General features: G+C 69.1%; 20 protein-coding genes and 1 pseudogene. 10 read left to right on the top strand and 11 right to left on the bottom strand.

All coding sequences use genetic code 11. The features are described 5' to 3' along the window. Positions 1 to 68: 68 nt before the first annotated feature. From ABB34_RS11970 to ABB34_RS11960, 3 genes are all read right to left on the bottom strand, one after another. Positions 69 to 1,274: an argininosuccinate synthase gene (locus ABB34_RS11970; RefSeq protein WP_057641562.1), complete on the bottom strand. Its 1,206-nt coding sequence runs from the start codon at positions 1,272 to 1,274 to the stop codon at positions 69 to 71. A 107-nt stretch (positions 1,275 to 1,381) separates the two neighbouring features. After that, positions 1,382 to 2,389 (bottom strand): N-acetylornithine carbamoyltransferase, encoded by a 1,008-nt coding sequence (locus ABB34_RS11965; protein ID WP_057641561.1) that lies wholly within the window; start codon positions 2,387 to 2,389, stop codon positions 1,382 to 1,384. Between the two features lie 302 nt (positions 2,390 to 2,691). Next, positions 2,692 to 3,246, bottom strand: coding sequence for a hypothetical protein (locus tag ABB34_RS11960; protein ID WP_057641560.1), 555 nt, complete (start codon positions 3,244 to 3,246; stop codon positions 2,692 to 2,694). Positions 3,247 to 3,412: 166 nt separating this feature from the next. Here ABB34_RS11960 and cysS point away from each other — a divergent pair, with 166 nt between their 5' ends. From cysS to ABB34_RS11945, 3 genes are all read left to right on the top strand, one after another. Further along, positions 3,413 to 4,780 (top strand): cysteine--tRNA ligase, encoded by a 1,368-nt coding sequence (cysS, locus tag ABB34_RS11955; protein WP_057641559.1) that lies wholly within the window; start codon positions 3,413 to 3,415, stop codon positions 4,778 to 4,780. Between the two features lie 125 nt (positions 4,781 to 4,905). Beyond that, entirely contained in the window at positions 4,906 to 5,346 is a 441-nt protein-coding gene (locus ABB34_RS11950; protein WP_057641558.1) for a SufE family protein, read from the top strand. Beyond that, entirely contained in the window at positions 5,343 to 6,584 is a 1,242-nt protein-coding gene (locus ABB34_RS11945) for an MFS transporter (RefSeq protein ID WP_057641557.1), read from the top strand. Before ABB34_RS11950 ends, ABB34_RS11945 begins: the two co-directional genes overlap by 4 nt. A gap of 3 nt (positions 6,585 to 6,587) precedes the next feature. On the opposite strand, the gene ABB34_RS11940 is transcribed toward ABB34_RS11945, so the two are convergent. Continuing rightward, positions 6,588 to 7,451 carry a DUF72 domain-containing protein gene (locus tag ABB34_RS11940; protein WP_057641556.1) on the bottom strand — a complete coding sequence of 288 codons (864 nt, stop codon included), beginning with the start codon at positions 7,449 to 7,451 and terminating at the stop codon, positions 6,588 to 6,590. Between the two features lie 285 nt (positions 7,452 to 7,736). On the opposite strand from ABB34_RS11940, the gene ABB34_RS11935 reads away from it, so the two are divergent. Continuing rightward, positions 7,737 to 8,510 (top strand): DUF3108 domain-containing protein, encoded by a 774-nt coding sequence (locus ABB34_RS11935; protein ID WP_057641555.1) that lies wholly within the window; start codon positions 7,737 to 7,739, stop codon positions 8,508 to 8,510. A gap of 371 nt (positions 8,511 to 8,881) precedes the next feature. Here the strand turns inward: ABB34_RS11935 and dksA are convergent, their stop codons facing one another. Next, positions 8,882 to 9,985: an RNA polymerase-binding protein DksA gene (gene dksA, locus ABB34_RS11930; RefSeq protein WP_057641554.1), complete on the bottom strand. Its 1,104-nt coding sequence runs from the start codon at positions 9,983 to 9,985 to the stop codon at positions 8,882 to 8,884. A gap of 260 nt (positions 9,986 to 10,245) precedes the next feature. On the opposite strand from dksA, the gene yidD reads away from it, so the two are divergent. Genes yidD through ABB34_RS11910 form a run of 5 tightly spaced genes read left to right on the top strand, consistent with a single transcriptional unit; the run spans position 10,246 to position 13,279 of the window. Continuing rightward, the gene (gene yidD, locus ABB34_RS11925; protein WP_152979606.1) at positions 10,246 to 10,518 is read left to right on the top strand and encodes a membrane protein insertion efficiency factor YidD; all 273 of its coding nucleotides are present in this window, start codon (positions 10,246 to 10,248) and stop codon (positions 10,516 to 10,518) included. A gap of 1 nt (position 10,519) precedes the next feature. Continuing rightward, positions 10,520 to 11,866 (top strand): dihydroorotase, encoded by a 1,347-nt coding sequence (locus ABB34_RS11920; RefSeq protein WP_057641552.1) that lies wholly within the window; start codon positions 10,520 to 10,522, stop codon positions 11,864 to 11,866. Continuing rightward, a complete protein-coding gene (locus tag ABB34_RS11915) occupies positions 11,866 to 12,711 on the top strand; it encodes a M23 family metallopeptidase (protein WP_057641551.1) in 846 nt (281 codons plus the stop codon). The genes ABB34_RS11920 and ABB34_RS11915 overlap by 1 nt, the downstream gene beginning before the upstream one ends. Continuing rightward, positions 12,711 to 12,833: a hypothetical protein gene (locus tag ABB34_RS15795; RefSeq protein WP_275452845.1), complete on the top strand. Its 123-nt coding sequence runs from the start codon at positions 12,711 to 12,713 to the stop codon at positions 12,831 to 12,833. Before ABB34_RS11915 ends, ABB34_RS15795 begins: the two co-directional genes overlap by 1 nt. 53 nt (positions 12,834 to 12,886) lie before the next feature. Continuing rightward, positions 12,887 to 13,279 carry a GFA family protein gene (locus tag ABB34_RS11910; protein WP_057641550.1) on the top strand — a complete coding sequence of 131 codons (393 nt, stop codon included), beginning with the start codon at positions 12,887 to 12,889 and terminating at the stop codon, positions 13,277 to 13,279. Between the two features lie 26 nt (positions 13,280 to 13,305). On the opposite strand, the gene ABB34_RS11905 is transcribed toward ABB34_RS11910, so the two are convergent. The 5 genes from ABB34_RS11905 to efp all read right to left on the bottom strand — a co-directional run bounded on the left by ABB34_RS11905 (position 13,306) and on the right by efp (position 17,535). After that, complete coding sequence (locus tag ABB34_RS11905; protein ID WP_057641549.1) at positions 13,306 to 13,989, bottom strand: hypothetical protein; 684 nt, start codon at positions 13,987 to 13,989, stop codon at positions 13,306 to 13,308. Positions 13,990 to 14,013: 24 nt separating this feature from the next. Beyond that, positions 14,014 to 14,691, bottom strand: coding sequence for a phosphoglycolate phosphatase (locus ABB34_RS11900; RefSeq protein WP_057641548.1), 678 nt, complete (start codon positions 14,689 to 14,691; stop codon positions 14,014 to 14,016). Beyond that, a complete protein-coding gene (ubiG, locus tag ABB34_RS11895) occupies positions 14,688 to 15,410 on the bottom strand; it encodes a bifunctional 2-polyprenyl-6-hydroxyphenol methylase/3-demethylubiquinol 3-O-methyltransferase UbiG (protein WP_057641547.1) in 723 nt (240 codons plus the stop codon). The genes ABB34_RS11900 and ubiG overlap by 4 nt, the downstream gene beginning before the upstream one ends. A 26-nt stretch (positions 15,411 to 15,436) precedes the next feature. Then, positions 15,437 to 16,774, bottom strand: a complete 1,338-nt coding sequence (locus ABB34_RS11890; protein WP_057641546.1) for a TRZ/ATZ family hydrolase — start codon at positions 16,772 to 16,774, stop codon at positions 15,437 to 15,439. A 194-nt stretch (positions 16,775 to 16,968) separates the two neighbouring features. Further along, on the bottom strand, positions 16,969 to 17,535 hold the full coding sequence (efp, locus tag ABB34_RS11885; RefSeq protein WP_057641545.1) for an elongation factor P: 567 nt from the start codon (positions 17,533 to 17,535) through the stop codon (positions 16,969 to 16,971). Positions 17,536 to 17,636: 101 nt separating this feature from the next. Between efp and epmB the strand changes: the two genes are divergently transcribed. Beyond that, on the top strand, positions 17,637 to 18,680 hold the full coding sequence (gene epmB / locus ABB34_RS11880) for an EF-P beta-lysylation protein EpmB (RefSeq protein WP_057641544.1): 1,044 nt from the start codon (positions 17,637 to 17,639) through the stop codon (positions 18,678 to 18,680). A 296-nt stretch (positions 18,681 to 18,976) separates the two neighbouring features. On the opposite strand, the pseudogene ABB34_RS15855 reads toward epmB, so the two are convergent. Beyond that, positions 18,977 to 19,729: pseudogene (locus ABB34_RS15855) on the bottom strand (putative bifunctional diguanylate cyclase/phosphodiesterase); the annotation flags it as partial. Between the last annotated feature and the right edge of the window lie 34 nt (positions 19,730 to 19,763).

The raw sequence follows: 19,763 nt of genomic DNA, 5'->3' as shown, positions 1-19,763 counted from the left end.
GAGGGGCAGCGAACCGGTGGTTCGCAAGCTGCCCCTCTCACCCCGCAGGGAGAGGGGCTTTGAAAGCCTCAGCGATTCACCTGCGCATACAGCGTGCTGCTCATGCCGAACAACTTGATGAAGCCCTCGGCCTCCTCCACGCCCCAATCCGCCGACTGCGCATAGGTCGCGCCCTTGGCGTTGAGGATGTGCGGGGACTTCACCGCCACCGCATCGACGCGCGCGCCGCGGGTTTCCAGCACCACCTCGCCATTGACCTTGCCCTGCGAGGACTTCAGGAACGCCTCCAGGTCGGTCTTCAGCGGGTCGTGGTAGAAGCCTTCGTAGACCAGCTCCACCCACTTGCGCGCCACGTCCGGCTTGAAGCGGTTCTGCTGCTTGGTCAGCACCGCCTCCTCCAGCGCGCGGTGGCCGGCCAGCAGCGCGGTCAGGCCCGGCGATTCATAGACGATGCGGCCCTTCAGGCCGATCACGGTGTCGCCGGTATAGACGCCACGGCCGACGCCATACGGGGCGAACAGCTTGTTGAGCTTTGCCAGGATCTGCTCGCCCGGCAGCGCCTTGCCATCCAGTTCGACCGCCTCGCCTTCGACGAACTTCAGGGTGACAATCAGCACTTCCGCCGGCCACGCGCTGCGCGGCGCGCACCAGCCGCGCGCGCCCTCGCCCGGGGCTTCCCACTTGTCGATCTCGCCGCCGGACATGGTCACGCCCAGCAGGTTCTCGTTGATGGTGTAGGCCTTCTGCTTGGCGCGCACGCCGAAGCCGCGTTCTTCCAGATACGCCTGCTCGTAGGCGCGGGTCTGGGTGTGCTCCTTCTGGATCTCGCGGATCGGCGCGACGATGCGGTAGTCGCCCTGCGCCTTCACCGCCAGGTCGAAGCGCACCTGGTCGTTGCCCATGCCGGTGCAACCGTGGGCGATGGCGTTGGTGCCCAGCTCGGTGGCGCGCTTGAGCGCGGCATCGACGATCAGGTAGCGGTCGGACACCAGCAGCGGGTACTGGCCCTGGTAGCCCTCGCCGGCCCACACGAACGGCTTGACGAAGCCTTCCCAGATCGCCGGGCCGCCATCGACGGTGACATGGCTGCTCACGCCCAGTTCGGCGGCGCGCTTCTCGATGGTCTCGCGCTCCTCGGCATCGACGCCGCCGGTGTCGGCGAACACGGTGTGCACGTTCCAGCCACGCTCCTGCAGGTAGGGCACGCAGAAACTGGTGTCCAGGCCGCCGGAGAAGGCCAGCACGATGTCGCGGGATTCGTTGGGGGTCGTCATGGTGAATGTTTCCGTGGGGATGTTGTCAGGAACGAGTGGAGAGGAACGAGAAACGAGTGGGAGCAAGGGCTGCGAGTTTTTACTCGTTCCTCGTTCCCCGGCACTCGTTACTGGATCAAAGCGGCCATGATCGCCTTCTGCACATGCAGGCGGTTCTCGGCCTCGTCGATGGCGATGCAGTTGGGCGAATCCATCACCGCGTCGGTCGCCTTGACGTTGCGGCGCAGCGGCAGGCAGTGCGAGAACACGCCATTGTTGGTCAGCGCCATCTTGGCTTCGTCGACGATGAAGTGCTTGTACTGGTCGCGGATCGGCTTTTCCGGCGCCCAGTTGCCGAAGTACGGCAGCGCGCCCCAGCTCTTGGCATAGACCACGTCGGCGCCGGCATAGGCGCTCTCGATGTCATGGCTGACGGTCAGCGAGCCGCCGCTCTCGGCGACGTTCTGCGCGGCCCAGCCCATGTAGCGTTCGTCGAGGAGGTATTGCTCGGTCGGGCACAGCAGGGTCACGTCCATGCCCATACGCGTGGCAATGGTCAGCGCCGAGTTCGCCACCGCGGTGTTCAGCGGCTTGGGGTGGTAGGTCCAGGTCAACACGTACTTCTTGTCGCGCAGGTCGGAGGTGCCGAAGTGCTCCTGCAGGGCCAGCGCATGCGCCAGCTCCTGGCAGGGATGGGTGATGGTTTCCATGTTGATCACCGGCACCGGCGAATACTTGGCGAATGCCTTGAGCACCACGTCTTCACGGTCGTAAGCCCAGTCCACGAACTTCGGGAACGCGCGCACGCCGATCAGGTCGACGTAGCGGCCCAGCACCTTCGCCACCTCGGCGATGTGCTCCTCGGTGTCGCCGTCCATCACCGTGCCCAGCTCGAACTCGATCGGCCAGGCGTCCTTGCCCGGCTGCAGCACGATGGCGTGGCCGCCCAGCTGGAACGCGCCCAGCTCGAAGCTGGTGCGGGTGCGCATCGACGGGTTGAAGAACACCAGCGCGATCGACTTGCCCTTCAACTCGTCGCCCAGCTTGTTGCGCTTGAACAGCGCCGCCTGGGTCAGCAGCGCGTCGAGCTCGGCGCGGCTCCAGTCCTGAGTGTTCAAGAAGTGCTTCACGGACATCGATCCATCCTTTGCTGCGTGGGGGACCGCCGTTGCCGGCGGGTGCGCACGATGCGCAACTTCATTGCGGTTGAAACTTTCTGTGGAACGAAAACGAAAAAACCCAGCCAGGGCTGGGTTTTCCGAACAGACAGCACGAAGCTCCGGTTACCCAGCGAGGATGTGGGGTTCCGGTCGACGCGCGCGCGAGGTCATGCCGGTGGCCTGCCGGGCGGCGCTGGATTCGTGCTGGAAGCTGTTCGCCTTCATCGCGGGGCATGGTCGCACGCACCCCGGCGGCACGCAAGCGGTGCAGTGCAACATCACGGGTTGCCGGCCACGGGCTCGGAATCGTCGCCCAGCTCGGGGGTGATCGACACCCGCAGCTTCAGGCGGTTGCCCGGGTCTTCCGGCAGCCGCGAGCGGAACTTGATGCCCTTGTAGACGTAGTCCACGTCATAGGCGATGGGCCGGCGGAACTCGCGGCCGACCTCGACGATGCGGCATTCGGGGGTGAGCATCGGGGTGTTGCCGCCGCCGCGCGCCAAGGTCATCGCGGCCTCGTCATCGTCGTCGTGGCGGCGGCCGAAGACCCCCTTCACCGAATCCCAGAAGCGGCGGAACCCGCCCTTCTCCTCTTCGGCGGTGACCTGCACCGGGTCCAGCGTGCGCGTGGACACCGGCACGCAATGCTCTTCGGTGCGGGTGGCGCGCAGGGTCTGGAACACCGGCTCGACGTTGAGCACCTGCGCGTAGTCGTGGCGCACGTTCTCCACGATCGCCACGCGGTTGCGCGGCTCCTCGCTCTGCGCCACGGCGGAGCCGCTGGCAGCGGCCAGCAGGCACAGGGCTGAGGGCAACAACGGAGCGTGCTTCATCGACTTCGGTGGATTCATGGGCAACGGACAGACCCGGCATAGTGTAGGCAGCCCCGTCCGTGAGGGGCTGAACATTACCCATCCGCAGCGCCATTGCCCAGCCCGGGCGTGCCCGGCCGGGCCCGGGCCGCTAGAATCGGCGGGCTTGCTCCTCCCCCGGAACCCCATGTCCCTGCACCTGTACAACACCCTGACGCGGCGGCTGGAGCCGTTCGTCCCGCTGGACCCGGCCGCGCCGACCATGTATGTCTGCGGCCCCACCGTCTACAACTACGTGCACATCGGCAATGCCCGCGGCCCGGTGGTGTTCGGGGTGCTGGCCGACCTGCTGCGGCGCCGCCACGGCGCGCTGCGCTACGCCCGCAACATCACCGACGTGGACGACAAGATCAACGCCGCCGCGCGCGAGCAGGGTGTGCCGATCACCGCCATCACCGATCGCTTCGCCGCCGCCTACCGCGAAGACATGGCCGCGCTGGGCGTGGCGCCACCGGACATCGAGCCGGAAGCCACCGCGCACATCCCGCAGATCATCGCCATGATCGAGGGGCTGGTCGCCGGCGGCCATGCCTATGCCGCGCAGGGCCACGTGCTGTTCGCGGTATCCAGCTTCGACGGCTACGGCAGGCTCTCCCGGCGCGACCCCGAGGAGATGCTGGCCGGCGCCCGCGTCGAGGTGGCACCGTACAAGCGCGACGCCGGCGACTTCGTGCTGTGGAAGCCCTCCACCGACGACCTGCCCGGCTGGGAGTCGCCGTGGGGCCGCGGCCGCCCCGGCTGGCACATCGAGTGCTCGGCGATGGCCGCCGCGCACCTGGGCGACACCATCGACATCCATGCCGGCGGCGTGGACCTGCAATTCCCGCACCACGAGAACGAGATCGCGCAGAGCGAATGCGCCCACGGCGGCCGCACCTTCGCCCGCTTCTGGCTGCACAACGGCATGCTCAACTTCGGCGGCGCCAAGATGAGCAAGTCGGTCGGCAACATCGAGCGGGTGCACGACCTCGTGCGCAAGCACCCGCCCGAGGCGCTGCGTTACGCGCTGCTGTCGGCCCACTACCGGCAACCGCTGGACTGGTCCGACGCGCTGATCGAGCAGAGCGTGCGCACCCTGGACCGCTTGTACGGCACCCTGCGCGACCTTGCCGACGTCGAGGCCGCGCCGTTGATCCCGGCCGCGGTGGAAGCCGCGCTGGACGACGACCTCAACACGCCGCTGGCGCTGGCCGAGCTGGCGCGCATCGCCGGCGACGCGCGCAAGGCGGTGGACGCGGCGGACAAGGCGCGGCTGAAAGCCGAGCTGCTGGGCGCCGGCCTCGCGCTGGGCCTGCTGCAGCAGGCGCCGGCGGCGTGGTTCGGGCGTGGCGCCGATGCCGGCGACGACGTGCGCATCCAGGCATTGATCGACGAGCGCATCGCCGCCAAGCAGGCCCGCGACTTCGCCCGTGCCGATGCCATCCGCGACCAGCTGGCCGCCGAGAACATCGTGCTGGAAGACACCCCGCAGGGCGTGCGCTGGAAGCGTGGCTGAGCTTTGGCGCGAAGTGCCGGACGAAGCTCCGGTTGAATCTCCACGCATCTGAACCGTCAATGGCTTCGCTCGCCCCTCACCCCAACCCCTCTCCCGATGGGAGGGGGGCTCAATGCAGAACCGAGATGACCGACTCCCCCTTCCCGCTCGAACCCACCGCCGCCGAAGCGCAGGCCGCCATCGCCGAGGAGTTCTCCTTCTTCGGCGACTGGTCCGAGCGCTACCAGTACCTGATCGACCTCGGCCGCAAGCTGCCGGCGTTCCCCGATGCATGGAAGGTCGAGGAACACCGCCTGCACGGCTGCCAATCGCTGGTGTGGATCGTGCCGGAAGGCAGCGCCGGGCGGCTGGTGTTCCATGCCATCAGCGACTCGGCCATCGTCTCCGGGCTGATCTACCTGGCCCTGCGCGTCTACTCCGGCCGCCCGGCCGCCGAGATCCTCGCCACCGAGCCGGACTACGTGGCCGCCATCGGCCTGGCCAAGCACCTCTCGCCCACCCGCAGCAACGGGTTGGCGTCGATGCTGGCCTTCATCCGCGACACCGCGCGGTCGCAGCAGGCGTGAGCACCACCACCCGGCACGGCATCGGCGCGCTGCTGCGCCAGCCGGGCTTCGCCGCGCTGCTCACCTACCGCATCACCGCGATGCTGTCCTACCAGATCGTCGCGGTCACGGTGGGCTGGCACATCTACGAGATCACCCGCAATCCGTTCTCGCTGGGCCTGATCGGCCTGGCCGAGGTGCTGCCCTACTTCTGCGTGGCGCCGTTCGCCGGTTACCTGGTCGACCACCTGCCGCGGCGCAGGCTGGGCATGGTCGCCTGCCTCGGCCTGGTCGCCACCGCCGCGGTGCTGGTGGCCGTGGCGATGGGCGGCCTGCCGTTCGAGGGCGTGTGGCCGATCTACCTGGCCATCGCCCTGACCGGCATGGTCCGCGCCTTCCTCTCGCCGATCTACAACGCGCTGTTCGCGCGGGTATTGGCGCGCGAGCAGTTCGCCAGCGGCGCCGGCTTCGGCAGCGTGGTGTTCCAGGCCGGCATGGTGATCGGCCCGGCGCTGGGCGGCGCGCTGGTCGGCTGGGGCGGCAAGGGCCTGGCCTATGGCGTGGCGACGGGCATGGCGATGCTGGCGATGGCCGCGCTGGCCCTGTTGAAGGTGGACGAACCGCCACCGCCGCCGACCCGCGCGCCGATCTTCGCCAGCATCGCCGAAGGCGCGCGTTTCGTGCTGGGCAACCAGATCATGCTCGGGGCGATGGCGCTGGACATGTTCTCGGTACTGCTCGGCGGCGTGGTGGCGATGCTGCCGGCCTTCATCCGCGAAATCCTGCACTACGGCCCGGAAGGGCTGGGCATCCTGCGCGCGGCACCGGCGCTGGGCTCGGTCTGCGTCGGCCTGTGGCTGGCGCGGCACCCGTTGCACCGCAACGCAGGGCGCACGCTGCTGTTCGCAGTGGCCGGCTTCGGCCTGTGCGTGATCGGCTTCGGCCTGTCGCAGCACTTCTGGCTGTCGGCGGCGGTGCTGCTGTTCTATGGCGCCTGCGACGGCGTGTCGGTGGTGGTGCGCTCGACCATCCTGCAGCTGGCGACGCCGGACGAAATGCGCGGGCGGGTGTCGTCGATCAACGGCATCTTCATCAGTTCGTCCAACGAGCTGGGCGCGTTCTATGCCGGCAGCATGGCGCGGCTGCTGGGGCTGGTACCGGCGGTGGTGGTCGGCGGCTGCGCGGTGCTGGGCGTGGCCGGCGTCACCGCATGGAAGGCGCCGCAGCTGCGCCGCCTGAACCTGCGCGACCTGCAATAACCGTCAGAACAGGCCCGGCTGCGGCGCAACCGTTGCCGGCGCCTGCAATGCCGGCAACCCCGGCAGGCGTTCGCGCAGCAGGGCATGGAAGCGCAATGCCTGCGCGGCGGCGAGGTGGTTGTCCGGCGTATGCAGGAACATGTGCGGGACCAGCCCCTGCTCGATCCAGTCCGCGACCTGCCCGACCCACGGCAGCAGCCACGGCTGGTTGGCCTCCAGCGCCGGGCCACCGATGAAACGCACCTGCGGGCTGCGGCCGAAGGCGGCCGCGCGCACCGGCAGGCGCGGCTTCTTCGATTGCGCATGCCGCACCGCCGGGGTGTCCGCCGCGCAGGCGAACAGCGCCCGCGCATCGAAGCAGATGCGCTCCACACCGCGCGCGTGCAACAGGCAATTGAGCGCACGTTCCTCGTCACCTCGGGCGAAGAAGGCCGGGTGGCGCACCTCCACCGCCAGTTCGCGCCCGCCGAAGTGATCCAGCCACGCGGCCAGTTCCTGCAGCCGCGCCGGGCCGAAACCGGCCGGCAGCTGCAGCCACAACGGCGCGACCCGGCCGGTCAACGGTGCCAGTAGTTGGAGAAAGGCATGGGTGGCGTCCAGTTGCTCGCGCGGGTCGCCCTCGTGGCTGATGTCGCGCGGCAGCTTGGCGCAGAAGCGGAAATCGGCCGGCATCGTCGCGGCCCAGCGCTGCACGGTGGCCGGCGCCGGACGGGCGTAGAAGGTGGTGTTGCCCTCCACCGCGTTGAACGTGCGCACGTAGTGGCCGAGGCTGTCGGCCGGGCGCATGCCGGCCGGATAGAAACCGCCCCGCCAGGCCGGCTCGTTCCATGACGGGCAACCGAGTCGGTAAGGCAAACGCTGGGGCATGGACTTCACGGTGAACGGCACGGAGGGGAGGCGCCAGTCTAGGCCGGGCGTCTGCGCGGGCAACCGCACCCTGGCCTTGAAGCAGGGTTCAAGCTCAAGCCGGCCCTGAGAACCGCACGCCCCACATGGCGCGGCGGCAGCGTCATGCGCAACGCCTTCCCGACGTCCACGCGGCAGCGGGCAGGCCAGCCCCGGGGCGTCATGACCATCGACACCCTGCCCGTAGGCACTCGCCCGGATCGGAGCAGCGCGATCGAATGCGGCGACGTCCCATCTGGAAATCCCATGCTCCTCGCCCTCGGCCTCGCCCTTGCGGCAGTCACCGCCGCCGACCTGCACATCGACCGCCTGCAGCCCGGCACCGCGACCTACTTGGTCTACAACCACGGTCCGGCCGGCTCCGGCATCAGCCATGCGACGCTGGCCACCTCGAAGATCACCCGCAAGCGCATCGATGGCGCGGATGCCTGGGTGATTGAGCAGACATGGGAGAATGAAGCCGGCATCACCCACACGGCACGCACCGTGCACGCCGCCGGTGATCTGGCGACATTGGCGCAGACCTCCACCTGGAACCGTCCGACCGGCTCGTTCACGACCACGGTGGTGCCCGCCGATGGCCGAGGGACGATAGAGGGCGAGCTTCCTGCCGAACGTCGCATGGCAATGGATAGCGGTTTCGCGACGATGAAGGACGGCTGGTGGTTCAACTGGCATTCCGACCTCGCCCTGCTGCCGCTGCTGCCATACGAGCGAGGTGGCACCCTGCGCGTCCACCTATTCGACGTGGGCATGCCGGCACCGATGGACGTCGACTACACGGTCATCGGCGAACGCACCCTCGTCGGCGGCGATGGCGGCACGCGTTACGACTGCTGGCTGGTCGAAACCGAGAGCGGCATGGAAGGCAGCGGCAACTACCAGCGGTTCTGGATCGACAAGCAGCGCCGCGTCGTGGTCAAGGAAGAAGATGTCTACAACGGGCAGTACCGTTCCAAGGTGCTGCTGAGCGTGCCGGCGATGGTGGAGTTCCCGCTGCCGGCAACCGCTTCGCCGTAGCACTGCCTCCCGACAGGCGCGCCACCGCGACCACGCGCCGGGATATCGGAGGTGGCATGCGAACGCATTCCGCCCTTGGGCCAGATTTTGGCTGCAACCGGCATGCACGGGGCTCTCCCGGCCAGCATGATGCGTGAAGATTGACGGCGCAGCCTTGAGCCGGCCCCGCATTCATGGGGAACCGGTAGGAGCTGAGGTTTTCCTCGAAATCTCGGCCTGCCCTCGAAACGGAAGGATATAGGTCGGGGCTACGTCCCCGATGGCTTCATGTGTGAAGCGTCGGGGACGTAGCCCCGACCTACGCCGCAAGCGCCGACAAAAAAGCCCCGCGCAAAGCGCGGGGCCAGTGCGGAAGGCCGGACTATGGCGGCTCAGTCGCCCTGCTGCTTCTGCATGTGCTCCCAGCGCTCCTGCGCATCGATGGTGCGCTCGGCGGTGAGGCGGGCTTCCAGGCGGTCCAGGCCGATTTCCTCGCCGGTGTCCACGCAGTAGCCGTAGTCGCCGGCTTCCAGGCGCTTGAGCGTGCTGTCGATCTTGCCGATCAGCTTGCGGTAGCGGTCGCGGGTGCGCAGTTCCAGCGAGTTCTCGGTTTCGCGGGTGGCGCGCTCGGCCTCGTCGCCGATGTCGCGCACTTCCTCGCGCAGGTTCTCGATGGTCTGCTTGGACTCCTCGACCAGGTCGGCGCGCCAGCCCTGCAGGCGCTGGCGGAAATACTCCTGCTGCAGCGGGCTCATGTATTCCTCGTCCGCCGAGGGCTTGTAGCCGGGCGGCAGGATCGGCCGGCCGGTGGCCTCGTCGGTCTTGTACTCCACCACCTTGTGCTTGCTGCGCGGCGCCGGGGCGGTCGAGCGTGCGGTGACGGCGACGGCGACCTTGCCGACCGGGCGGACGGCAACGGGAGCAGCAGGCTTGACAGGTTTGACGGCGGTTTTTGCGGGGGATTTCGAAACAGGCACGGGATTCTTGGATTGCGGGGCCTTGGCCGCCGGCTTCGCCACCGCCGGCGCGGGAGCCGGAGCGGGGGTCTTCTTGGCGGCGGGGGCCGGGACAGGCTTGGCCGACACCGGCTTGGTGGCCGGTTTCGGTACGGACTTGGCAACGGGCTTGCTGGCGGGAGCGGCGACCTTGCGGGCGGGCACCTTCTCCGCGGCCTTCCTGGCTGCGGGCTTGTTGGCGGCAGGTTTGGCGACCTTGGCCACTGCCTTGGCCGGCTTGGCGGCGGCCTTGGCCACCTTCTTCACCGGTGCCTTGGCGGCAGCCACTTTCTTGGCCACGGCCTTCTTCACGGGCGCGGTTTTTTTCGCCGGCGACTTGACGGCCGCCGCCTTCTTGGCGGGTGCCTTCTTCGCCGCGGGCTTGGCCGCCTTGGCGACCGGTTTCTTCGCCACCGGCTTGGGTGCCGCCTTCTTCACGGCAGGCTTGGCGGTTTTCTTGGCGACCTTGACGGCCTTTTTTGCAGGTTTTTTAGCAGCCACGAAACGCTCTTCCTTGTTCCCCCGGGGCCCGGGAAAGCGGGCTTTTATAGCCTACCCGGCCAGCAGCGGCAACCGCGCGGCCGCCCCGACGTTAACGGATGCCCAATCCGCGCCGAAACGGCCCTCTGACGCCACCGGACCGTTTCGCGCAGCTCGGAACGTGACCGGGCGCAGCCAGCACGCCCGGCAGGCGGTGGAAAGCGCGACGTGCGCCCTCCGGCCTGCCCGGCATCGTGCGACAAATCCTTGGGCAATGCCAGCTGGCATATGATGCGTGGGTGATTGGCCGCCTCCTCATCGCCCTGCTGCGCTTCTACAAGCGCTTCATCAGCCCCCTGCTCGGGCAGCGCTGCCGCTTTGTCCCCAGCTGTTCCGAATATTCGATGGACGCCATCGCCGTGCACGGTCCGCTGCGCGGCTGCTGGCTCACGCTGCGCCGGCTGGGGCGCTGCCACCCGCTCCACCCCGGCGGCTTCGATCCGGTTCCCGGCAAGGCCGACTCCCCTTCTTGCCGCTGCACAGGAAAACACTGACATGTCCTCCACGCTCATCACCAATGCCCGCATGGTCAACGAAGGCCGCACCTTCGACGGCGACCTGCGCATCGAGAACGGCCGCATCGCGCAGATCGGCGACGGGCTGGCCACGCGCGCCGGCGAGGAGGTGGTGGACGCCGCCGGGCGCTGGCTGCTGCCGGGGATGATCGACGACCAGGTGCACTTCCGCGAACCGGGCCTGACCCACAAGGGCGACGTGGCCACCGAATCGGCCGCGGCCGTGGCCGGCGGCCTGACCAGCTTCATGGACATGCCCAACACCAACCCGCCCACCCTGAACGCGCAGGCGCTGCAGGCCAAGTACGACGCCGCCGCCGGCCGCGCCTGGGGCAACTACGGCTTCTACATGGGCGCCAGCAACGACAACCTGGAGCACATCCAGACGCTGGACCCGAAGACCGCGCCCGGCATCAAGGTGTTCATGGGCGCCTCCACCGGCAACATGCTGGTGGACAACCCGGAAACGCTGGACGCGATCTTCCGCGATGCGCCGACGCCGATCATCACCCACTGCGAAGACACGCCGATGATCGACGCCAACGCGAAAGCGTTCGCCGAGAAATACGGCGACGCGCTCGGCGCCGAGCAGCACCCGGACATCCGCTCGCGCGAGGCCTGCCTGAAGTCCTCGCTGCTGGCCACCTCGCTGGCGAAGAAGCACGGCACCCGCCTGCACGTGCTGCACATCTCCACCGCCGACGAGCTGGCGCTGTTCGAGAAGGGCCCGCTGATCCGCGCCGACGGCAGCCGCAAGCAGATCACCGCCGAAACCTGCATCCACTTCCTGCGCTTCGACCGCGGTGATTACGCGCGGCTGGGCAACCTGATCAAGTGCAACCCGGCGATCAAGGAGGCCAGCGACCGCCAGGCGCTGACCGCCGCGCTGGTCGAGGACGTGATCGACGTGCTGGCCACCGACCATGCCCCGCACACCTGGGAGGAGAAGCAGAAGCCCTACCCGCAGGCGCCCTCGGGCCTGCCGCTGGTGCAGTACGCGCTGGTGGCCGCGCTGGAGCTGGTGCACGAAGGCAAGCTGCGCATCGAACAGGTGGTGCAGAAGTTCGCCCACGCCCCGGCGCAGCTGTTCGACGTGGAGCAGCGCGGTTTCCTGCGCGAAGGCTGTTTCGCCGACCTGGTGCTGGTGGAGGACATCCCGTTCACGGTCAAGCGCGAGGACATCCTGTCCAAGTGCGCGTGGTCGCCGTTCGAAGGCATGACCTTCCGCTCGCGCATCGCCTCCACCTGGGTCAACGGCCAGCAGGTATGGAACGGCCGCGAACTGGTCGGCCAGCCGGCCGGCCGGCGCTTGACCTTCGACCGCTGATGCGCCGCGCGTTGCTGGCCGGGGTGTTGCTGGCCCCCCTGCTCCCGGCCCTGCCCGGCCACGCCCAGGACGGCATCGGCGAACTGATCGACAACCGCATCGTGTTCCCGGCCAGTGCCTCGCAGGGGGCGATGGTGATCGGCAAGGTGCCGGCCGGCAGCACGGTGCATTACGCCGGCCGCGACCTGCGGGTGAGCGGCTACGGCAGCGTGGTGTTCGGCATCGGCCGCGACGAGAAGGGACCGTTGCAGGTGCAGGTACGGCGCCCGGACGGCAGCAGCGAAACCGCGGCCATCGCCGTCACCGCCCGCGACTGGCCACTGGAGCGGGTCGACGGCGTGCCGCCGAAGACGGTGAACCCGCCGCCGGCGATCGCCGAGCGCATCGCCCGCGAACAGGCGCGGGTCACCGCCGCGCGCCAGCGCGACGACGCCCGCACCGATTTCACCCAGACCTTCGCCTGGCCGGTGCAGGGCCGCATCAGCGGCCGCTTCGGCAACGCCCGCGTCTACAACGGCCAGCCCGGCGCCGGCCATTCGGGCATGGACATCGCCGTGCCGGCCGGCACCCCGGTGAAGGCACCGGCCGCCGGTGTCGTCACCTTCGCCGACCCGGACCTGTACCTGACCGGCGGCACCGTGGTGCTCGACCACGGCTACGGCATCAGCTCCAACTTCCTGCACCTGTCGCGCATCGACGTGAAGGTCGGCGACCGCATCGAGCAAGGACAGGTGATCGCCGCGGTCGGCGCCACCGGGCGCGCGACCGGGCCGCACCTGCATTGGGGGATGAACTGGTTCGATGTGCGGATCGATCCGCTGCTGGTGCTGGAGCGTGGAAAGTAATGGAAGGCGACAGCCCGTCGTTCGCCATACAGGCGCGCGGCGGCGCGTTCTTCATCATTGGTCGCGCCGCATCTCCCGCCTGGCGCGGAACGCCGAAAGCAACCCTCCTCCACGCCACCTGATTCAATAAAGATCCCGGAACGCATGGCGGGCCATGCCCGCCAAGGAGACATGAATGGAACGGTTCAGCGGGGGTTGCCTGTGCGGCGAAGTGCGGCTGCTGGCCTCCGGCCGCCCCTACCGGGTCGGCCTGTGCCACTGCATGGACTGCCGCAAGCACCACGGCGCGTTGTTCCATGCCTCGGCGGTATTCCCGCGCGACGCGGTGGTGGTGCAGGGAGAAGCCCGCGATTACGCCGGGCGCCACTTCTGCCCACGCTGCGGCTCGTCGGTGTTCGGCTGCAGCGGGGACGAGATCGAGGTGAACCTCGGGTCGCTGGATGCCCCCGACCAGTTGCGGCCGACCTACGAGCTGTGGACGATCCGCCGCGATGCGTGGCTGCCGCCATTCCCGCTCGACAGGCATTACCCGCGGGATCGCGATGGCGCCAGCCGCTCCGAAGGGTGATGGCGCCAGCCGGGGTCATGCGCGGATCAGCCGCGCGCGGCCCACCATGCGCGCCACAGCAGCCCGGCCGGGCTCGGCCGGTACTCGCCACCGCGCAACCGGGCCTGCAGGCGGCCGCGCGCCAACGCGGCCAGCAGCCGGCGTGGGCGCGGCCCGGCCACGCGCGCCGGCCACTGCGCCAGCAGCGCCTGCTGCCATGCATGCTCGCCGCCCGCGCCAGCCGGCACCACCGCGGCGCCCAGTTCCTGCACCCGCTGCGCCAGTACCTGGGTCAACACCGCACCGGCGGCATGCGGCTGCACCGGGGCATCGAACAGCGCTGCTTCCACCGCGGCCACCGCCTCGGCGAAGCCTTGCAACGCATGCCGCGCCTGCGCCGGGTCGGTTGCGGGCTCGCGCGCCTCGATCAAGTCCGGCAACGCCTCGGCCAGTTGCATCCACGGCGCCCGTACCGGCTCCAGCACCCGCCCCAGCGGATGCCGCGAGCGCTGCCCGGCCCAACTGCGCAGTTCCTCGCCCCACCAACCGAGCTTGGCGTTGCTCGGCAGCGGGTCGCCGCTGATGTTGAGCATGTCGTCGAACTCCTGCAGCAGCGCGAACCACGCCACCGCCCGGGTCCGGTCCGCCCCGGCGACGAAGCGCTCCACGAACGCCCATTCCGGCCAGCGTTGCTGCCATTTGCCCAGGAAGCTGTCCAGCGCACTGCTCACGTCATACCTCGGATCGTCGGGACTTCAGGCCGTCGCCGGCCACGCGGCCGCCTGCCAGAGTTGTTGCGGTTGTTCGCACAGGCGGTCGGCCTGCCATGCCAGCGGGTCGTCGCCCTCCAGCCGATAGCCCCACAACGCCGCCACCGAGGGCATGCCGGCCGCGCGCGCGGCCAGGATGTCGCGCTCGTCGTCACCGACATAGACGCAGGCTTCCGGGGCGACACCGATGCGCTGCGCGGCCACCTGCAACGGCAGCGGGTGCGGCTTGCGCTCGGCCAGGGTGTCGCCGCCGATCAACACCGCGCAGCGCCGCTCCCAGCCCAGTTGCGGCAGGATCAGCTGCGCCAGGTACTCGGGCTTGTTGGTGACGATGCCCCAGCGGCTGCCGGCCTGTTCCAGCGCCTGCAGCATCTCGGCGATGCCGTCGAACAGCCGTGCATGTTGGCCGATCAGCGCTTCGTAGGTGTCGAGGAACGCCGGCACCAGCGCATCGCGCGCGGCGGCATCCAGCTGCGGGAACGCAGCGCCCAGCATCGCCCGCGAACCTTTCGACACCACCTCGCGCACGCGCGTCGGTGCCACCGGAGGCAGGCCACGCGCTTGCCGCAGTTGGTCTAGGGTGACGACGAAATCCGGCGCGCTGTCGAGCAGGGTGCCGTCCAGGTCGAACAGCACCGCCGCCGGGAACGACGCTGCGGTCATGCCTGTTCCGGCTTGACCGCGAAGGCCAAGTAGTTGATGTCGGTGCGGCGGCCCAGCCGCGCGCGGTTGCGCCACGGTTCATAGGCCATGCCGCTGACGTCCTGCAGTTGCAGCCCGGCCTCGCGCAGCCAGCCGCCCAGTTCGGCCGGCTTGATGAAGTCCTGGTAATGGTGCGTGCCCCTGGGCAGCAGCCGGGCGATGTATTCGGCGCCGACCACCGCCACCGCGAACGCGGCCGGGGTGCGGTTGATGGTGGACAGGAACAGCTTGCCGCCGGGCTTGAGCAGGCGCTGGCAGGCGCCGACGATCGCGCCCGGGTCGGGCACATGTTCCAGCATTTCCATGCAGGTGACCACGTCGAATGCGCCGGGCTGGTCGGCGGCCAGGTCTTCGGCCGACTGCACCCGGTAATCGACCTGCACACCCGATTCCAGCCCGTGCAGGCGCGCGACCTTGACCAGTTCCGGCGCCAGGTCGATGGCGGTGACCTGCGCGCCCTCTTTCGCCAGCGCCTCGCTGAGCAGACCGCCGCCGCAGCCGATGTCCAGCACCTTCGCCCCGCGCAGCGCGGCGCGCTCGGCGACATAGCGCAGCCGCACCGGGTTGAGCGCGTGCAGCGGCTTCTGCGGGCCGTCGGCGTCCCACCAGCGGTTGGCCAGCGCGGCGAACTTGTCCAGTTCGGCCTGATCGAAGTTGTTGGACGTCGAAGTTGCAGTCATTTCGGGATCCTCTTGGAACCGCCGCGTCAGGCGCGACTGGAACGGATACGGTCGCGCCACTGGCGTGCGTTGGCGGTGATCGCCGCCACGTCCATACCGACCAGTTCGCGCTGCACCAGCCTGGGCTGGCCGGCGATCCACACGTCGCTGACCTGGTGGCGACCGGCGGCGTAGACCAGTTGCGACAGCACATGGTGCAGCGGCTGGGTTTCCAGCGCCGACAGGTCCACGCAGGCCAGGTCGGCCTGCTTGCCCACTTCGATCGAACCGATCTTGTCGCCGAAACCCAGCGCGCGCGCACCGCCCAGCGTGGCCGCGCGCAGCGTGGTCGCCGCGTCCAGCGCGGTGGCGTCGTTGGCCACCGCCTTGGCGAGGATGGCCGCGGTGCGGTTCTCGCTGAACATGTCCAGGTCGTTGTTGCTGGCGCAGCCGTCGGTACCGATGGCCAGGTTCACGCCGGCACGGAGCAGCGCGCAGGCCGGGCAGAAGCCCGAGGCCAGCTTCAGGTTTGATTCGGGGCAATGCACCACGTGCACGCCGCGCTCGGCGCACAGATGGATCTCGCCCTCGGTGAGCTGGGTCATGTGCACCGCGATCAGGCGGTCGTTGACCAGCCCAAGGCGGTCCAGCCGCGCCAGCGGGCGCTGGCCGTGCAGCTTGAGCGAGTCGCTGATTTCCTGCGCGGTTTCGTGGGTGTGCAGGTGCACCGGGACATCGAGCTGGTCGGACAGCATCCGCACCCGCTCGAAGTTGGCGTCGTTGACCGTGTATGGCGCGTGCGGCGCGAACGCGGTGCCGATCAACGCATCGCCACGCCACTGGTCATGCAGCTCGCCGGCGCGGGCGAAGTATTCGTCGTCGCTCTTCGCCCATGCGCTGGGGAAGTCGATGATGACCGCGCCGACCAGCGCGCGGAAGCCGTGCTTCTTGTAGACGGCGGCCTGCACGTCGGCGAAGAAGTAGTTCTCGTTGGCGCAGGTGGTGCCGCCGCGCAGCATCTCGGCGATCGCCAGCGTGGTGCCGTCGGCGACGAACTCCGGGCCGATCACCGCCGCTTCCACCGGCCAGATGTGCTCGCGCAGCCACGTCATCAGCGGCAGGTCGTCGGCGACGCCGCGCAGCAGGGTCATCGGGTTGTGGGTGTGGGCGTTGACCAGGCCGGGGATCAGCGCCGCTTCCGGCCGCGACACCACCTGCTTCGGCGTGAAGCGCGCGCGCGCCTCGGCGCGCGGCAGCACCGCGGCGATGACGCCGCCGTTGACCGCCACGGCATGGTCTTCCAGCACCACCGCATGCGGTTCGACCGGGACGACGTAGCCGGCTTCGATCAGGAGGTCGCACTGCTCTGGCTGGAGTTCACTCATGCCGGTTCACCTTCGAGTTTCGTTTTTTTGCAGGAGCGACGCCAGTCGCGATGGGCTTTACCGGTAATGCCCCGGTCGCGACTGGCGTCGCTCCTACAGGGGAATGCATCCGCCGGATGCGAACAGGCGCCGCATCCCCGGCACCGGCAGCCGGTGGCTGCGCGGCGAAGGAGGCGGCGCCTGCATCGTGCGGCTTACTTGACGCGCGCGGAGTATTCGCCGGAGCGGGTATCGACGCGGATCACTTCGTCCTGGTTGACGAACAGCGGCACGCGCACCACCGCGCCGGTTTCCAGCGTGGCCGGCTTGCCGCCGCCGCCGGAGGTGTCGCCGCGCACGCCCGGGTCGGTCTCGGTGATCTTCAGCTCGACGAAGTTCGGCGGGGTGACGTCGATCGGCGAACCGTTCCACAGCGTGACCACGCAGGATTCCTCGCCCTTGAGCCACTTCTCGGCGCCGTTCATGCCGGCCTTGTCGGCCTGCACCTGCTCGAAGGTCTCCGGGTCCATGAAGTGCCAGTACTCGCCGTCGCTGTACATGTAGTTCATGTCGGTATCGACCACGTCGGCGGCGTCGACCGAATCGGTGGACTTCATGGTCACTTCCTGCGTGCGGCCGTCCTTGATCAGGCGGTACTTGACGCGGGTGAAGGCCTGGCCCTTGCCCGGCTTGACGTACTCGGTGTCGATGATGACCGCCGGTTGGTTGTTGACCAGGATCTTCATCCCGTTCTTGACGTCGTTCATGCCGTAGCTGGCCATGCTGGAACTCCTGAGAAGTGGCAAAACCGGCGCGCGCGGGGCGGCCGGATTAGAATGGAACGCCCGCCATCGAAGGCGGGCATCTGTTTTTCTGGTCGCCCATGATAACCGCAGCCCTCGCCCCCGCTCCACAGCAAAGCCCCATCCCGCTGCCCGCCCCCCGCTGGCAGACGCTGTGGCGGCAGGCGCTGCGCGCCCCGGCCGAACTGCTGGCCGCACTGGGGCTGGAGGCCGCCGACCTGGGTGTATCCGATGCGGCGCTGGCGCAGTTCCCGCTGCGGGTGCCGCGCGGCTTCGTCGCCCGCATGCGCCACGGCGACCCGGCCGATCCGCTGCTGCGGCAGGTGCTGCCGGTGGATGCCGAGATGCGGCTGGCGCCCGGGTTCAGCCTCGACGCGGTCGGCGACGGCGCGGCGAAGAAGAGCACCGGGGTGATCCAGAAATACCGCGGCCGCGCCCTGCTGGTCGCCACCGGCAGCTGCGCGATCAACTGCCGCTACTGCTTCCGCCGCCATTTCGACTATGCCGGCGAGAACGCCGCCAAGGGCGGCTGGCGGGAGGCGGTGGCGGCCATCGCCGCCGATCCGACGATCGACGAGGTGATCCTGTCCGGCGGCGATCCGCTGTCGCTGGCCACGCCCAAGCTGGCCGAGCTGACCGACGCGCTGGCCGGCATCCCGCACATCCGCCGTCTGCGCATCCACAGCCGCCTGCCGGTGGTGCTGCCGGAGCGGGTGGACGACGAACTGCTGCAATGGCTGGCCGGCCTGCCGTGGCCGCTGGCGTTCGTGATCCACGCCAACCACGCCAACGAGTTCGACGCCCACGTCGATGCCGCCCTCGCCCGCCTGCGCGGCGTCGGCGCGCAACTGCTCAACCAGGCGGTGCTGCTGCGCGGGGTCAACGACGACATCGAGGCGCTGGCGGCGCTGAGCGAGCGCAGCTTCGCCGCCGGGGTGCTGCCCTACTACCTGCACCAGCTGGACCGGGTGCAGGGCGTGGCCCACTTTGAAGTGGACGACGAACGCGCACTGGCGCTGCATGCGCAGCTGATGGCACGGCTGTCCGGTTACCTGGTGCCGAAGCTGGTGCGTGAGGTCGCCGGCGACACCGGCAAGCGCCCGTTGCAGGCATCCGCATCGTGAACCCTGTGGCACCCGACCGTTGGTCGGGTGTCGGCACGTGGCGTCGGGGTGTTACCGCAATCGTGCCGATAGTGCCGACCAACGGTCGGCACCCACCGGGGTGTTGCAGAAACCGATGCGCCGTGGATGCGGGGCTTGCCCGGCACCTACGGCTCGGTCGAAGCGGGATTGTGCGGTCAGGCCGTAGGTCGGGGCTACGCCCCCGACGCTCCGCACATCGGGCATGAAGCCGTCGGGGGCGTAGCCCCGACCTACGGATTGCGGCGCTTCTGCAACCGCCGCAGGCGGGTGCGCCGTTACCGGTGCGCCGGTTGCAGCAGGCCGACCAGTTCGTCCGAACTCAGCGGCTTGGCCAGCCAGTAGCCCTGCACCAGGTCGCAGTCGCGCTGGTTGAGCAGGTCGAACTGGGCCTGCTGCTCGATGCCCTCGGCCACCACCGTGATTCCCAGCGCGTGCGCCATCGCGATGATCGCCGTGGTCAGCGCCAGGTCGTCGGCGTCGCGCTGCAGGTCGGAGACGAAGCTCTTGTCGATCTTGACCCCGTCCACCGGCACCTGGCGCAGGTGGCTCAGGCCGGAGAAGCCGGTGCCGAAGTCGTCCAGCCACACCTTGACCCCGGTGCGGTGCAGCTTCTCCAGCAGCGAGGCGGCCATCATCTCGTCGCCGATCACCGCGGTTTCGGTCAGTTCCAGGTGCAGGCGCGAGGCGTCCAGCCCGGACTCGCGCAGGCAGTCCTCGACCGCGGCGGCCAGGTCGCCGCTGCGCAGCTGCCGCGGCGACACGTTGACCGAGACGAACAGCTCCTCGTCCAGCGCGTTGCGCGGCCACTGCTGGGCCTGCAGGCAGGCCGCGCGCAGCACCTTCGGCCCCAGCACCTGGATCAACCCGCTCTGCTCGGCGATGTCGATGAACATCGACGGCGGCACCGAGCCGAGCTCCGGATGCTGCCAGCGCAGCAGCACCTCGACCCCGACCAGCACGCGGTCGTGGGTGCGGAAGATCGGCTGGTAGACCAGCCGCAGCTCGCCGCGCTCCCATGCCCCGCGCAGTTCCTGCTCCATGTGCAGGCGCCGCTCCACCGCA

The sequence above is a fragment of the Stenotrophomonas daejeonensis genome, assembly GCF_001431505.1.
GTDB lineage: Bacteria > Pseudomonadota > Gammaproteobacteria > Xanthomonadales > Xanthomonadaceae > Stenotrophomonas > Stenotrophomonas daejeonensis.
This window is presented reverse-complemented; position numbering and strand designations above follow the sequence as displayed.